The organism is Bacillus sp. FAU18, from assembly GCF_056033885.1.
This window is the reverse complement of the sequence record NZ_JBVYHZ010000003.1, coordinates 804833-817865: the sequence shown is the minus strand read 5'-3', so window position 1 is coordinate 817865 and position 13033 is coordinate 804833. Positions and strand designations below refer to the sequence as shown.

15 protein-coding genes are annotated in these 13033 nt (G+C 41.1%); 5 read left to right on the top strand and 10 right to left on the bottom strand.

What is annotated here, in order from left to right; genetic code table 11:
* Window positions 1-8: 8 nt before the first annotated feature.
* The 4 genes from ylaD to AC0OMU_RS04565 are packed head-to-tail and all read right to left on the bottom strand — an operon-like array spanning window position 9 to window position 3019.
* Window positions 9-302, bottom strand: coding sequence for an anti-YlaC sigma factor ylaD (ylaD, locus tag AC0OMU_RS04580; protein WP_015383572.1), 294 nt, complete (start codon window positions 300-302; stop codon window positions 9-11).
* On the bottom strand, window positions 299-820 hold the full coding sequence (ylaC, locus tag AC0OMU_RS04575) for an RNA polymerase sigma factor YlaC (protein ID WP_322839634.1): 522 nt from the start codon (window positions 818-820) through the stop codon (window positions 299-301). Before ylaC ends, ylaD begins: the two co-directional genes overlap by 4 nt.
* Window positions 820-1089: a hypothetical protein gene (locus AC0OMU_RS04570; RefSeq protein WP_322839600.1), complete on the bottom strand. Its 270-nt coding sequence runs from the start codon at window positions 1087-1089 to the stop codon at window positions 820-822. Before AC0OMU_RS04570 ends, ylaC begins: the two co-directional genes overlap by 1 nt.
* A complete protein-coding gene (locus AC0OMU_RS04565; RefSeq protein ID WP_474240934.1) occupies window positions 1079-3019 on the bottom strand; it encodes a hypothetical protein in 1941 nt (646 codons plus the stop codon). The genes AC0OMU_RS04570 and AC0OMU_RS04565 overlap by 11 nt, the downstream gene beginning before the upstream one ends.
* Before the next feature lie 284 nt (window positions 3020-3303).
* Between AC0OMU_RS04565 and nprE the strand changes: the two genes are divergently transcribed.
* Together nprE and AC0OMU_RS04555 are read left to right on the top strand one after the other, a co-directional pair.
* Window positions 3304-4869, top strand: a complete 1566-nt coding sequence (gene nprE / locus AC0OMU_RS04560) for a neutral metalloprotease NprE (protein WP_003245026.1) — start codon at window positions 3304-3306, stop codon at window positions 4867-4869.
* 350 nt (window positions 4870-5219) lie between these two features.
* Window positions 5220-6134, top strand: coding sequence for a class I SAM-dependent methyltransferase (locus tag AC0OMU_RS04555; RefSeq protein ID WP_015483184.1), 915 nt, complete (start codon window positions 5220-5222; stop codon window positions 6132-6134).
* Between the two features lie 77 nt (window positions 6135-6211).
* On the opposite strand, the gene AC0OMU_RS04550 is transcribed toward AC0OMU_RS04555, so the two are convergent.
* The 3 genes from AC0OMU_RS04550 to AC0OMU_RS04540 all read right to left on the bottom strand — a co-directional run bounded on the left by AC0OMU_RS04550 (window position 6212) and on the right by AC0OMU_RS04540 (window position 7791).
* The gene (locus AC0OMU_RS04550) at window positions 6212-6640 is read right to left on the bottom strand and encodes a GNAT family protein (protein WP_080030727.1); all 429 of its coding nucleotides are present in this window, start codon (window positions 6638-6640) and stop codon (window positions 6212-6214) included.
* A gap of 25 nt (window positions 6641-6665) precedes the next feature.
* Entirely contained in the window at window positions 6666-7463 is a 798-nt protein-coding gene (gene suhB, locus AC0OMU_RS04545; protein WP_015383566.1) for an inositol-1-monophosphatase, read from the bottom strand.
* Between the two features lie 139 nt (window positions 7464-7602).
* The gene (locus AC0OMU_RS04540; RefSeq protein ID WP_009967148.1) at window positions 7603-7791 is read right to left on the bottom strand and encodes a hypothetical protein; all 189 of its coding nucleotides are present in this window, start codon (window positions 7789-7791) and stop codon (window positions 7603-7605) included.
* Between the two features lie 239 nt (window positions 7792-8030).
* On the opposite strand from AC0OMU_RS04540, the gene AC0OMU_RS04535 reads away from it, so the two are divergent.
* Window positions 8031-8669, top strand: coding sequence for a YktB family protein (locus AC0OMU_RS04535; RefSeq protein WP_015252167.1), 639 nt, complete (start codon window positions 8031-8033; stop codon window positions 8667-8669).
* A 32-nt stretch (window positions 8670-8701) separates the two neighbouring features.
* Here the strand turns inward: AC0OMU_RS04535 and AC0OMU_RS04530 are convergent, their stop codons facing one another.
* Entirely contained in the window at window positions 8702-8968 is a 267-nt protein-coding gene (locus AC0OMU_RS04530) for a UPF0223 family protein (protein WP_003245382.1), read from the bottom strand.
* 184 nt (window positions 8969-9152) lie between these two features.
* Between AC0OMU_RS04530 and speA the strand changes: the two genes are divergently transcribed.
* Window positions 9153-10625: an arginine decarboxylase gene (gene speA / locus AC0OMU_RS04525; protein ID WP_014479695.1), complete on the top strand. Its 1473-nt coding sequence runs from the start codon at window positions 9153-9155 to the stop codon at window positions 10623-10625.
* Window positions 10626-10663: 38 nt separating this feature from the next.
* Here speA and AC0OMU_RS04520 read toward each other — a convergent pair whose 3' ends face one another.
* Entirely contained in the window at window positions 10664-10783 is a 120-nt protein-coding gene (locus AC0OMU_RS04520) for a GapA-binding peptide SR1P (protein WP_015383564.1), read from the bottom strand.
* Window positions 10784-11200: 417 nt separating this feature from the next.
* Between AC0OMU_RS04520 and slp the strand changes: the two genes are divergently transcribed.
* Window positions 11201-11575 carry a peptidoglycan-associated lipoprotein Slp gene (gene slp, locus AC0OMU_RS04515; RefSeq protein WP_003245672.1) on the top strand — a complete coding sequence of 125 codons (375 nt, stop codon included), beginning with the start codon at window positions 11201-11203 and terminating at the stop codon, window positions 11573-11575.
* A gap of 44 nt (window positions 11576-11619) precedes the next feature.
* Here slp and lpdA read toward each other — a convergent pair whose 3' ends face one another.
* Entirely contained in the window at window positions 11620-13032 is a 1413-nt protein-coding gene (gene lpdA, locus AC0OMU_RS04510; RefSeq protein ID WP_003232309.1) for a dihydrolipoyl dehydrogenase, read from the bottom strand.
* Window position 13033: the final 1 nt, after the last annotated feature.

Sequence of the window (13033 nt, the reverse complement as noted above, 5' to 3'; positions counted from 1 at the left end):
GCGCTTTTTTATATCAGCAGTTTGATGATCAGCATCATGGCAACCGCCGCTCCAAACCAGCAGGCAGCTTTCATGATCAGTAAACCATAGTACCTCTGTTTAAAACGCAGTTCTTCTTCCGGCAGAAAAGCCTCCTCAACGGCCTGTTCGCTTTCCAATTCAAATGGCTCAGCCATCGTGTCATACATGTCTCTGCAGCTGCTGCACATTTTTAAATGCTCTTCTATAACGTGTTCCGTTTCTCTTTTACAATCACCTTCAAGATACAGAGGAAGCAGGTCTCTTACTAGAAAGCAGGTCATATCCGCTCCTCCTCTCTACTTTTCGTCATGTTTTTCTTTAGCTCTAATCTAGCCCGGTGCAATGTGGTTTTCACCTTAGAAAGACTCCATCCTAATATCTCAGCGATTTCTTCATAAGAAAGCTCTTGGAATTCTCTTAAAATCAAAACGGATTGATGCTGATCTTTTAACTTCAGGAACTCCTGCCGCAGTGTTTCGCTTTTCACCGTCCGTGACAGATACTGTTCAGGCTGCTCATAAGTTGTTTGCGTTAACCCTTCATTTTTGCTGATATCAATAAATTGGTATTTGACATCCCTGCGGTACCAATTGATAAAGGTATGATGCGCAATGGTGTAGAGCCATGTTCTGATGGAAGAATGCCCCCTAAACGAAGCCAGACCGTTAAGAGCTTTCACAAACGTGTCCAGCGCTAAGTCCTTGGCTGTTTCAAGGTGATGAGTCCTTCTGAATAAATAATTTAAAATTTCTTGATAATACTGCCGATACAAGTCCTCAATGGAATCCTTATGCTTCATTAAAAGTGAAACCACACCGTCATCCAAATGGCCAATAAAATGAAACAGATATACATGGAAGACAGGTATACTTTCATATATCTGATTTGGCTTTCTTCTTCAGCACCGGGACTTCTCTTTAAACAAGTTTTACTCTTTAAGTCTTCCGCATTCTTTTGAAATAGGGATTCATGCTGTTTCATCCATTCCATTGATTCATCCTCTAGCTCTCCTTCTTTATACAGGTCGTATAAGTCTACAAAAACAGACTCTTTTTCTTTATGATTCATAAAGACATTTCACCTCTTGTGTTTCTCCATCCACTACATAGGCATCATGGCGATTTGAATCAAACGGCTGAATAATGATCAGCCATGCATAATGCCGTTCATCCCCTCTTTGAACGATAATCGGACGCATACGCTTTTTGTAAATGACATCCTGATATAGAGAAGCTACTTTTTCGTAAGCCAATGTTCCATTACGATACGTATAGGGGAATGACTGATCAGGTGTATCGCTGTATACATAAACGTTTAGCTGACCTTGATCTTCAAAAAACTCATATGTTTTAGAAGAATCAGTATACATCACCATGTCACCCTGACTGCTTTTTTTCTTCTTTTCTGATCCACGAGCATCGAAGATCGATAATATCTGATGCTGCAGTCGGCTGTTAGCCATTGAGATATTCTTTTTCATCGGAAGCGAAAGACTATGTAAACAACCGGATTCGCCCTCAAATTCCAAAACAATTCCACCTTTTGTTTCCACTCTCACCATGCTTCCGAGCAGGCTATTGCTTTCAATATCAGTGATCTGATAAGGCTGTTTCAATATGTTCAGCGCTCTAAACATTTGTTCCACTTTGTCGTGAATGTTTTGTTCTGTTATATGAACATGCAGAAGAGAGTCAAGCTGATAAATCGAAGGATCTTCACTAAAACCCATTAAGGTTTCCTTTTCCCAATAAAATACCGCGCCATCATCAGCATGATCTTTTTTATGAAGTTGATTTTTCAGGTAAATACGTACGACTGTTTGGCCGTCTTCTTGAGATACCTTTGTTTCGATATGATCCTTATGTAACACACGTCCGTGTCGCTCAAGGAATGCGATGGACTTTCGCTTGTACTCCTGATTCGTTAGCTTTTTTCCATGTGCTTTTTGTAAGTATTCATAATTACGAATCAGCTGCGATACTTCATCTACCTCAGCTTTATAACCTTTGCTTTCAAATGAGTAGAAATAATGCACATCCATGTTTGTACCATGCAAATAAAGTGTTTCATCCGTAGGAAAAAATGACTTTAGTATCTGTTCCGCTTTTTCTGATGAAATGTGCTCCCCGACATAATTGAATGAATCATGGACATTTATCGGTTTTGATACAGCGAAAGCAGCCGTTCCTATGTTATATATCGGATTTAACAGCAGGACAAAAAACACCATGACAGCCATCGTCAGCCACTTATTCACACGCACATAAACCTTTCCTGACTTTTGGAACAGATGATAGCTCATCAAAAATCCCGCCATTGTCAAATAAATCGTATATGGCATTACTGCACCATAATCTTTTGAGATTTGATTTGGATATGGCGCAAGCAGCAAGACAAGCAGTCCGATAATCAGCGTATAAAATATGCCTAGTAAAATCTTATTTGTTCTCCAATACAGCTTGAAAAACACAACATTCAACGCAATGGGAAGAGTGATGATGAAAAACAGAAACACGAATGCAATCGGCTCCATCCCATCCGGGTATTTCTTCCAATACGAAAAGAAACTGAATATCATTTGTACGATTGGCAAACTGACAACGGCCAGATCGAACGTATAAAACATACCCTTTCCGCCATGATCACGCGGCATCAGCATATAGTGAAAAGCCGTCAGCAGCACATATCCGTATAACAAAAAATGCAGCAGCGGCAGCAGTTCTTTTCCGTCCTCTCTTAAGTAAGCGCTGGTGAAGTTTGTTGATTGCACCTGGTGAATAAGTTCAACAGACACTCCCGCCAGCAGCACAATCCGCAATATAACACCCGCCAAGAACATTGTGCGCTGCCGGTTTATTTTGGGATGATGCACCAAAAGATATAAGCCCGCCAGAACAACAATTGACCATTGAATCAGCAAAGTGCTTTGTCTGCTTAATATAAAATAACGTTCGAAATGCAATACATAATGACTGAATAACTCCAACACAAACAACAATCCTTTACTTCTTATTAAGGCCTCATTCGGTTAGACAGCGGACTTTTCAAAAAGTTTCAAGATGAAACAAAAATATCTCATCTTCCCCTTGATATGTAAAAAACAGAACTCTTGAATGAACCATCACATGACACTTGACTCATCTTGATATTATTCAACAAAAACAAACACAGGACAATACTATCAATTTTGTCTAGTTATGTTAGTTTTTGTTGAGTATTCCAGAATGCTAGTTTAATATAACAATATAAAGTTTTCAGTATTTTCAAAAAGGGGGATTTATTGTGGGTTTAGGTAAGAAATTGTCTGTTGCTGTCGCTGCTTCGTTTATGAGTTTATCAATCAGCCTGCCTGGTGTTCAGGCTGCTGAAGGTCATCAGCTTAAAGAGAATCAAACAAATTTCCTCTCCAAAAACGCGATTGCGCAATCAGAACTCTCTGCACCAAATGACAAGGCTGTCAAGCAGTTTTTGAAAAAGAACAGCAACATTTTTAAAGGTGACCCTTCCAAAAGGCTGAAGCTTGTTGAAAGCACGACTGATGCCCTTGGATACAAGCACTTTCGATATGCGCCTGTCGTTAACGGAGTGCCAATTAAAGATTCGCAAGTGATCGTTCACGTCGATAAATCCGATAATGTCTATGCGGTCAATGGTGAATTACACAATCAATCTGCTGCAAAAACAGATAACAGCCAAAAAGTCTCTTCTGAAAAAGCGCTGGCACTCGCTTTCAAAGCTATCGGCAAATCACCAGACGCTGTTTCTAACGGAGCGGCCAAAAACAGCAATAAAGCCGAATTGAAAGCGATAGAAACAAAAGACGGCAGCTATCGTCTTGCTTACGACGTGACGATTCGCTATGTCGAGCCTGAACCTGCAAACTGGGAAGTCTTAGTTGACGCCGAAACAGGCAGCATTTTAAAACAGCAAAATAAAGTAGAACATGCCGCCGCCACTGGAAGCGGAACAACTCTAAAGGGCGCAACTGTTCCTTTGAACATCTCTTATGAAGGCGGAAAATATGTTCTAAGAGATCTTTCAAAACCAACAGGCACCCAAATCATCACATATGATTTGCAAAACAGACAAAGCCGCCTTCCGGGCACGCTTGTCTCAAGCACAACGAAAACATTTACATCTTCATCACAGCGGGCAGCCGTTGACGCACACTATAACCTCGGTAAAGTGTACGATTATTTTTATTCAAACTTTAAACGAAACAGCTATGATAACAAAGGCAGTAAAATCGTTTCTTCCGTTCACTACGGCACTCAATACAATAACGCTGCATGGACAGGAGACCAGATGATTTACGGTGATGGCGACGGTTCATTCTTCTCTCCGCTTTCCGGCTCATTAGATGTGACAGCGCATGAAATGACACATGGCGTCACCCAAGAAACAGCCAACTTGATTTATGAAAATCAGCCAGGTGCATTAAACGAGTCTTTCTCTGACGTATTCGGGTATTTTAACGATACAGAAGACTGGGACATCGGTGAAGACATTACGGTCAGCCAGCCTGCTCTTCGCAGCCTGTCCAACCCTACAAAATACAACCAGCCTGACAATTACGCCAATTACAGAAACCTTCCAAACACAGATGAAGGCGATTATGGCGGTGTACACACAAACAGCGGAATTCCAAACAAAGCCGCTTACAACACCATCACAAAACTTGGTGTATCTAAATCACAGCAAATCTATTACCGTGCGTTAACAACGTACCTCACGCCTTCTTCCACGTTCAAAGATGCCAAGGCAGCTCTCATTCAGTCTGCCCGTGACCTCTACGGCTCAACTGATGCCGCTAAAGTTGAAGCAGCCTGGAATGCTGTTGGATTGTAATATTAGGAAAAGCCTGAGATTTCTCAGGCTTTTTTTGTTACATATCTTGATTTCTCTCTCAGCAGAAACGACGAAAAGATGCTGCCATGAGACAGAAACCGCTCCTGATTTGCAAAAAGAGGGATGCAGCCGCAAGTACGCATTTTATAAAAGCTAATGATTCAGTCCACATAATTGATAGACGAATTCTGCTCCAGGTCACGTGGCTATGTAAAGGATCGCGCGTCCAATTAAGAGCAAAAACATTGACAAAAAAATTTATTTATGCTAAAATTTACTATTAATATATTTGTATGTATAATAAGATTCTCCTGGCCAGGGGAATCTTATTTTTTGTGGAGGATCATTTCATGAGGAAAAATGAGTCCAGCTTAACGTCTTTGATTTCAGCTTTTGCCCGTGCATATCACAGCCGATATGACACACCACTTATTTTTGATGATTTTATCGCAAAAGATCTCATTAACGAAAAAGAGTTTATCGACATCAGTAAAAATATGATTCAAGGAATATCGTTTTTCAACAAAGAGATCGCCGAACGTTTCCAAAATGATCCTGAAAAAATATTAAAATGGGTTGCACAAATCCAGCTGTCTCCCACGCCCCTAGCACGTGCTTCTTATTGTGAAAAAGTCTTGCACAACGAATTAATGCTGGGAGCAAAACAGTATGTCATTCTTGGAGCAGGGCTGGATACTTTCTGCTTTCGGCATCCAGAATTAGAAAACAGCTTACAGGTTTTCGAGGTTGACCATCCGGCTACACAGCAATTGAAAAAAAATAAGCTGAAGGATGCAAATCTGACAATTCCGGATCATCTTCATTTTGTTCCTATGGATTTCACCAATACGTTTTCGTATGATCCTCTCTTAGATGAAGGATTTAAGAACACAAAAACATTCTTCAGCCTTCTCGGAGTGTCTTATTATGTAACACGGGAAGAAAATGCAAGCTTGATCAGCAATTTATTTTCTCATGTCCCGCCTGGAAGCTCTATTGTTTTTGATTATGCAGACGAAACACTTTTTACAGCAAAAGGGACGTCGAATCGAGTTGAACATATGGTGAAGATGGCTGCCGCAAGCGGAGAACCGATGAAATCATGTTTCACTTATCAAGAGATTGAACATCTGTTAGAGTCATCTGGTTTACTGATCTATGAACATCTATCACCAGACGACATCAATGACCTTTTCTTTAGTAATCGAAAAGACAATTTGTCAGCGTTTGAAACGATTCATTATATTCATGCGGTAAAAAAATAATTTTCAAATCATCAGAAGCCTCTCAATGTTTGAGAGGCTTTTTATTGAACCTGTATGCAGCAAATAAGCTGCCGTTATCATATGGAATCTTCTGCTAAAGGCTTCACCAAGATCATAAATGATTTGCCTTTCTCATCTTTTTCCGTTTTCAGCTGTTCAAAGCCGCATTGGCTTAAAAACAGTATCCATTCACTGCGCTCAATGGGAACTCCCGCAAACATCGCTTTGTGTTTGGCTCTAAGCAATTTGCTGATCTGTTCAATGATCATCTTCGCATGTCCCTTTTTTTCTTCAGCCGGGTCAATCAGGACCGTTCCGAGCCACGGCTTACCGTTTGAAGGAGACCACTCGAGATGGTAGCTGACGGCAACAGGCAGACCGTCTTTTTCCCATACAAGCCATGACCCGTTGTACATGGAATAGGAGATGATATAGTCTTCTGCATCTTTATCTCCAAACTCCTCCTCTTTCCATACAGGATGAGCCTCCGCGAGCTTTTCTAACAAGCTGAGATCATCCTGCTCAAATGGCCTACTTCCCAGCATGAAGATACTCTTCAAATATCGTTTTATGTATAGATGGGTTTCCGGCTAGCACACTGTGGTTTTCTAAAAAGGTAAACGGCTCTCCTTCAATGGTCGTATAGATGCCTCCTACTTCATTTAACAGCACACAGCCGGCTGCGTAGTCCCATGGCGCAAGCCGCATCGTGATGTAAGCATCTATTCTTCCTGCCGCGACATTTGCCAGCTCTAAAGCGGCAGAACCGTAGGAGCGTGTGCCTCTGACTCTTTTCACAAGTGGCGCTAACACACTTTGATCAATTCTTCTGTTTTCCGTTACCCATGTTGCATTAATGGCAAGAATCGCTTCTTCAATGACGGTTTCTTTTAAAGGAGCCAGCTTCGTTTCATTCATATAAGCCCCTCTGCCGCTAAATGCGTGATACAGCTCATCATGCACCACATCATAAATTAAACCGATTTTCCCTTCACCGTTTTCAAAAATCCCAATGGAAATCGCAAAATTTCTTTGCTGGTGCACAAAATTCATCGTCCCATCAATCGGATCAATAATCCATACGACTCCCTCAAGTGAGTGGATTTTGTCTCCTTGCCCCTCTTCACCGAGTATCCGATGTCCCGGAAAAGTTTCTTGAATTCGATCAATGAAAAACTTTTCGGTTTCTTTGTCAATATTGGTGACTAAATCATTCGGATTTGATTTCGTTTCAATTGTCAGGCTTTCATGCATGGATTGTGTAATTCTCGCGCCTGCTTCTCTTATCCACTTCTTTGCAATCTCATCAATTTCCGTCCAATTTGTCATTCGTTCGTACCTCTCTTCTATGTAGACCTTTTATTTTATAGGATACTGATAACGGCAATGAAAAAGCAAGGAAAATGAAAAATATCCCTTCTCACGTAAAAACGAACCATTCATGCGGTTCGTTTTCACTATCGCTTTTTTACCCGTTAAGACGAATCCATTCTTTTCTAAGTCGCTCAAGTTTGTTTTTGCTTTGTTCAATCTGCTCTTCATTTTCTTTCTGCATTGCTTCATATAGGGTTGCCAATTCATAATCAACCTCTAGTCTCCAGACAGCAACACGATTGTTTTTCTCTTCCTTAAATCCCTCTTTTACAACTTGCCTCATTGTCTTTCGCCCCTTCCAGAGATCATTTGTTTGTAAAAAAGCATCCCATTTTGCCATTCAACAATGATTACTTCTTATATCGTATGATTGTTCTATTTACGCGCAACATGATTCTGAAAATTGTGTGTTTACCTATTCGTTTATTACCACATTTCCCCTTACTTCAAACGCACTCAATCTTTTTGAAGCTCGTATGAACTGTGATAAAATATGTATACTTAGCATGAAGGAGGAAAATCATGACACAAATGCGTTTCACTGAAGAGGACTTTAACACTTTTACAATAGAAGGCTTAGACGCGCGCATGGAAGTATTAAAAGAGACGGTCCGTCCGAAGCTTACAGCTCTAGGCGAACATTTTGCCCCAACTTTATCAGCTTTAACCGGAGATGAAATGTTTCCGCATGTGGCAAAGCACGCAAGAAGATCCGTCAATCCCCCGGCTGACAGCTGGGTGGCGTTCGCAAACAGCAAAAGAGGCTATAAAAAACTGCCGCATTTCCAAATTGGTTTATGGGAAAGCCACGTTTTTGTGTGGTTCGCGATTATTTATGAATCCCCTATCAAAGAAGAATACGGCAAATTGCTTGAAGTGAACCAAGAAACCATTACGAAAAATATCCCTGACAGCTTCGTTTGGTCTGCAGATCACACAAAACCGGGAGTACATAAACAGTCTGAAATGGACAAGGAACAGCTGAAGACACTGTTTGAGCGTTTGCAGACTGTAAAGAAAGCTGAGCTGTTATGCGGCATCCAGCTCCAAAAAGAAGAAGTGCTGAATATGAATAACCAGGAATTCCTTCAGCGTATCGACGATGCCTTTAAGCAGCTTGCTTTTCTGTACCGTCTCACCCAAAAAGTATCACAAGCATAAAAAAGAGCCGGGATATCCCCCGGCTCTTTTTCTTACATTTTAATCTTCGCGTGATCAGATTCTCTCGCCTGTTTGACCGTGCGATAAGGAGAATATGTACTTTGTTCCTCAAACTCGCCGCATAGCTTTTTTTCCTCGGCCTTCCCCGGTACAATTTCCTTGAAACGGCGGTAAGCTTTAAGCAGTTCTTCACGATCCGCCCCTTTTTCATATGCAAGCTCAACCTGCTGGAAAAATGCAATCACATCCACTGCTTCTTCGGTTGTCCAATCTTCATTCATCGGATATTGATACTCCATTTTCTTCACTCCTTGTAGATTTACTTCCCTTAAGAGAAAGCATCTTCATTTGATCATAAATTGTTCTTTACATTCTTTCAAGTTCATAATATAATTCATTTGTTTTACGTCTAAAAAACGGTTGAGAAACTGATTTTAATACACACTATTATGCATAGGTATGATTACAAAGGTGGGAAAACAATTGTCGCAACATGAAACACCCTTATATACAGGACTGAAAAAGCATGCAAGCAGACAGCCTGTTCAATTCCACATTCCCGGCCACAAAAAAGGGGCAGGAATGGACCCAGAATTCAGACAATTTATCGGTGAAAACGCGTTAAGCATAGATTTGATTAACATTGAACCATTAGACGATCTGCACGCGCCAAAAGGCATTATTAAACAAGCACAAGATCTGGCTGCTGAAGCATTTGGCGCGGATCACACATTTTTTTCTGTTCAAGGAACAAGCGGCGCCATTATGACAATGGTAATGGCTGTTTGCGGACCTGGCGATAAAATTATTATTCCAAGAAATGTTCATAAATCAATTATGACAGCTATTGTATTTTCCGGAGCGGTTCCAATTTTTATTCATCCTGAAATTGACAATGAATTGGGCATCTCTCACGGCATTACACTTGAATCTGCTAAACGGGCGCTTACCGAACATCCGGATGCAAAAGGGCTTCTCGTCATCAACCCGACATATTTCGGTGTTGCAGCCGACTTAAAAAGCATCGTAGAACTCGCTCATTCGTTTGATGTGCCAGTGCTTGTGGATGAAGCACACGGCGTTCACATTCATTTTCACGACGAATTGCCGCTATCGGCTATGCAGGCAGGAGCGGACATAGCAGCGACAAGTGTACACAAGCTGGGCGGATCACTCACGCAAAGTTCGATTTTAAACATGAGAGAGGGCCTTGTATCAAAAGACAGAGTGCAATCCATACTGAGCATGCTGACAACTACGTCAACTTCTTACTTGCTTCTCGCTTCTTTGGATGTTGCCAGAAAACGCCTTGCAACAGAAGGCCACCAGCTTGCTGAGGAAACACTAAAGCTTGCCAATCAGACGAGAGATCGCCTCAACCAGATTGAAGGCATTTATTGTGTCGGTTCTGAGATTCTTGGGTCGAAAGCAGCTTACAGCTATGATCCGACAAAATTGATTATCTCTGTGAAAAGTCTGGGCCTGACAGGACATGACGTGGAAAAATGGCTTCGTGAATCCTTTAATATTGAGGTTGAGCTTTCTGATCTGTACAATATTTTGTGTATTTTCACTCCTGGTGACAGCCAAAATGATGCAGACCGGCTTGTAGAGGCTTTAACTGAGATCGCACAGCAAATGTCAGAACAAGATGTAACACATCAGCAAACTGAGGTTCTGCTTCCAGAAATACCTTTATTGGCAATGACTCCGCGTGATGCTTTCTATGCAAATACGGAAGTCATCCCATTAAAAGAAGCATCCGGACGGATTATTGCTGAATTTGTCATGGTATATCCGCCTGGTATTCCAATCTTCATTCCAGGAGAAATTATTACAGAAGAAAACATCAGCTACATTTTTAAAAACCTTGACGCAGGCCTCCCTGTTCAAGGACCTGAGGACTCGACTTTACATATGATCCGAGTCATCAAAGAACAAAAAGCAATTCAATAAAAAATAAAAAGCATGCGGCTTTAAGCCGCATGCTTTTTTTACTCTTCTTCAACAGGACATTGACATTGTCCGCAGCATGTTCCGTATAATGTTGTCACTTTCTCATCTTCAAAGTAATGAATGGCTTCGTTGCAATCTTGGCAAACAATCGTACCCATCTCTTATTCCCCATTTCTTTGAAATTTGAAAACGCTTAATTTCTTTTGTTGTTATTATATTAATATGTCACATTTAAAATGTCAACAACAAACTGTATAACACATTTGATTTTAGATCATCATATAGACCGTTCTTTTCCATTTTCCCTCATACACTATCTTATTCATACAGAAGCTTTACTCGATATATATGCCACAGCACATAATGTAATTTCACGTTTTCTTGAACTTTCATCCAAGAATGCAGCAAAAAATTTAATATACCCCAGGTGCTATTTTAAACGATTGATATAATATGTAATCTCACTTTAAAAACGGTTTCAATTATATAACAATTAGGTAACAAGAAGCAGATTAAGCCGCCTCTCGTGATAAACTAAAGCTAGTTTACTACTGTTTATACAGAGGAGAAGATAGATGCGATATCGCGCGGTATTCCCCATGCTGATAATAGTATTTGCTTTATCGGGCTGTACGCTTTCCACCATCAATCCGATGAAAAAAAGCCGGATTGACAACATTCATCATACACAAATCCTGTTTTTTTCTGATGAGAACCAAATAGACCAGGAAGCGCCTTATTACGATGCACTGCTTGATTTAGAAAAAGATTATCCCGAGCAAATAGATAAAATGAAGGTCTATGATAAAAAAGAAGGCTGGGAAGATGAGATTGAAACTGTCCCTACCCTTATGGTTGTTGATCAGCGCCATGTCGTGGTGAAAATCGAGGGATGTGTGAAAAAGAAAGAAGACATCATTAAACCATTACAGCATGTGCTGTCAAAATAAAAAAACAGCCCCGCTTTGAGCGAGGGCTGTTTTTGATATGAAAATTATTTTACGATGTGAATCGGACTTCCGATTGCCACTTCAGCAGCTTCCATTGTGATTTCGCCCAATGTTGGGTGAGCGTGAATTGTCATCGCGATATCTTCAGCAGTCATGCCGCCTTCAATCGCTAAGCTTAATTCAGAAATCATATCAGAAGCACTTGCTCCGGCGATTTGCGCACCGATCACAAGACCGTCCTCTTTACGAGTGATCAGCTTCATGAAGCCGTCTGTTTCGTTAAGAGAAAGCGCGCGGCCGTTTGCTGCAAATGGGAATTTAGCAGCAACAATGTCAAGACCTTCTTCTTTCGCCTGTGCTTCAGTGTAACCAACTGATGCAAGTTCAGGCTCAGAGAAAACAACCGCAGGAATACCAAGGTAATCGATTTCTGCAGGCTCTCCAGCGATAGCTTCTGCAGCGATTTTACCTTCGTAAGATGCTTTATGAGCAAGCGGCGGTCCTTCGATGATATCACCGATTGCATAAATGTTAGGTACGTTTGTGCGGCACTGTTTGTCAGTTTTCACGATACCGCGGTCCGTCATTTCGATACCGACTTGCTCAAGACCAAGCTCATCAGTGTTTGGACGGCGTCCTACTGTAATCAATACGTAATCAGCATCAACCGTTTTTTCTTCGCCTTTTACTTCGAAAGTAACTGTTACGCCGTCTGGTCTTTCTTCAACGCCTTTAGCCATCGCGTTTGTATGGATTTCAACGTTGCCTTTTTTCTTCAGTCTGCGTGTAACGAGAGAACTCATTTGTTTTTCGAAGCCAGGAAGAATTTCATCTCCGCCTTCAAGAATAACAAGTTCAGTACCGAAGTTAGCATACGCAGTTCCAAGTTCAGTTCCGATGTATCCGCCGCCGATAACAACGAGCTTTTTAGGAATTTCTTTAAGAGCCAAAGCGCCAGTTGAATTCAGGACACGCTCACTATATTTGAAGTTTGGCAATTCGATAGGACGAGATCCAGTAGCAATGATTGCGTTTTTGAACGTGTATGTTTGAGCAGAGTTCTCATCCATAACACGAACTGAATTGCTGTCTACAAAGTAAGCTTCACCTTTTACAACATCTACTTTGTTGCCTTTAAGAAGACCTGCTACACCGCCAGTAAGCTTGTTGACAACAGAAGCTTTCCATTCTTGAACTTTTGTGAAATCAACTGTTACATTCTCAGCAGTGATTCCCATGTCATCAGAATGTTTTGCATTCTCATAACGGTGACCTGCATTGATCAGCGCTTTTGAAGGGATACATCCAACGTTCAGACAAACGCCTCCAAGAGTTGCTTTTTCAACGACTGTTACTTTTTGTCCAAGCTGTGCAGCGCGGATGGCAGCTACATAGCCGCCAGGTCCCGCACCAATTACAAGAGTATCTGTTTCAATAGGGAAATCTCCTACTACCATA

Bases quoted from the DNA above. Each gene is read 5' to 3' on its own strand.
- AC0OMU_RS04535 (WP_015252167.1), top strand. From the start codon at position 8,031: ATGACACAAATGCGTTTCACTGAAGAGGACTTTAACACTTTTACAATA.
- AC0OMU_RS04555 (WP_015483184.1), top strand. From the start codon at position 5,220: ATGAGGAAAAATGAGTCCAGCTTAACGTCTTTGATTTCAGCTTTTGCC.
- ylaD (WP_015383572.1), bottom strand. From the start codon at position 302: ATGACCTGCTTTCTAGTAAGAGACCTGCTTCCTCTGTATCTTGAAGGT.
- AC0OMU_RS04570 (WP_322839600.1), bottom strand. From the start codon at position 1,089: ATGAATCATAAAGAAAAAGAGTCTGTTTTTGTAGACTTATACGACCTG.
- AC0OMU_RS04530 (WP_003245382.1), bottom strand. From the start codon at position 8,968: ATGGAGTATCAATATCCGATGAATGAAGATTGGACAACCGAAGAAGCA.
- ylaC (WP_322839634.1), bottom strand. From the start codon at position 820: ATGAAGCATAAGGATTCCATTGAGGACTTGTATCGGCAGTATTATCAA.
- suhB (WP_015383566.1), bottom strand. From the start codon at position 7,463: ATGACAAATTGGACGGAAATTGATGAGATTGCAAAGAAGTGGATAAGA.
- AC0OMU_RS04540 (WP_009967148.1), bottom strand. From the start codon at position 7,791: ATGAGGCAAGTTGTAAAAGAGGGATTTAAGGAAGAGAAAAACAATCGT.
- slp (WP_003245672.1), top strand. From the start codon at position 11,201: ATGCGATATCGCGCGGTATTCCCCATGCTGATAATAGTATTTGCTTTA.
- lpdA (WP_003232309.1), bottom strand. From the start codon at position 13,032: ATGGTAGTAGGAGATTTCCCTATTGAAACAGATACTCTTGTAATTGGT.
- AC0OMU_RS04520 (WP_015383564.1), bottom strand. From the start codon at position 10,783: ATGGGTACGATTGTTTGCCAAGATTGCAACGAAGCCATTCATTACTTT.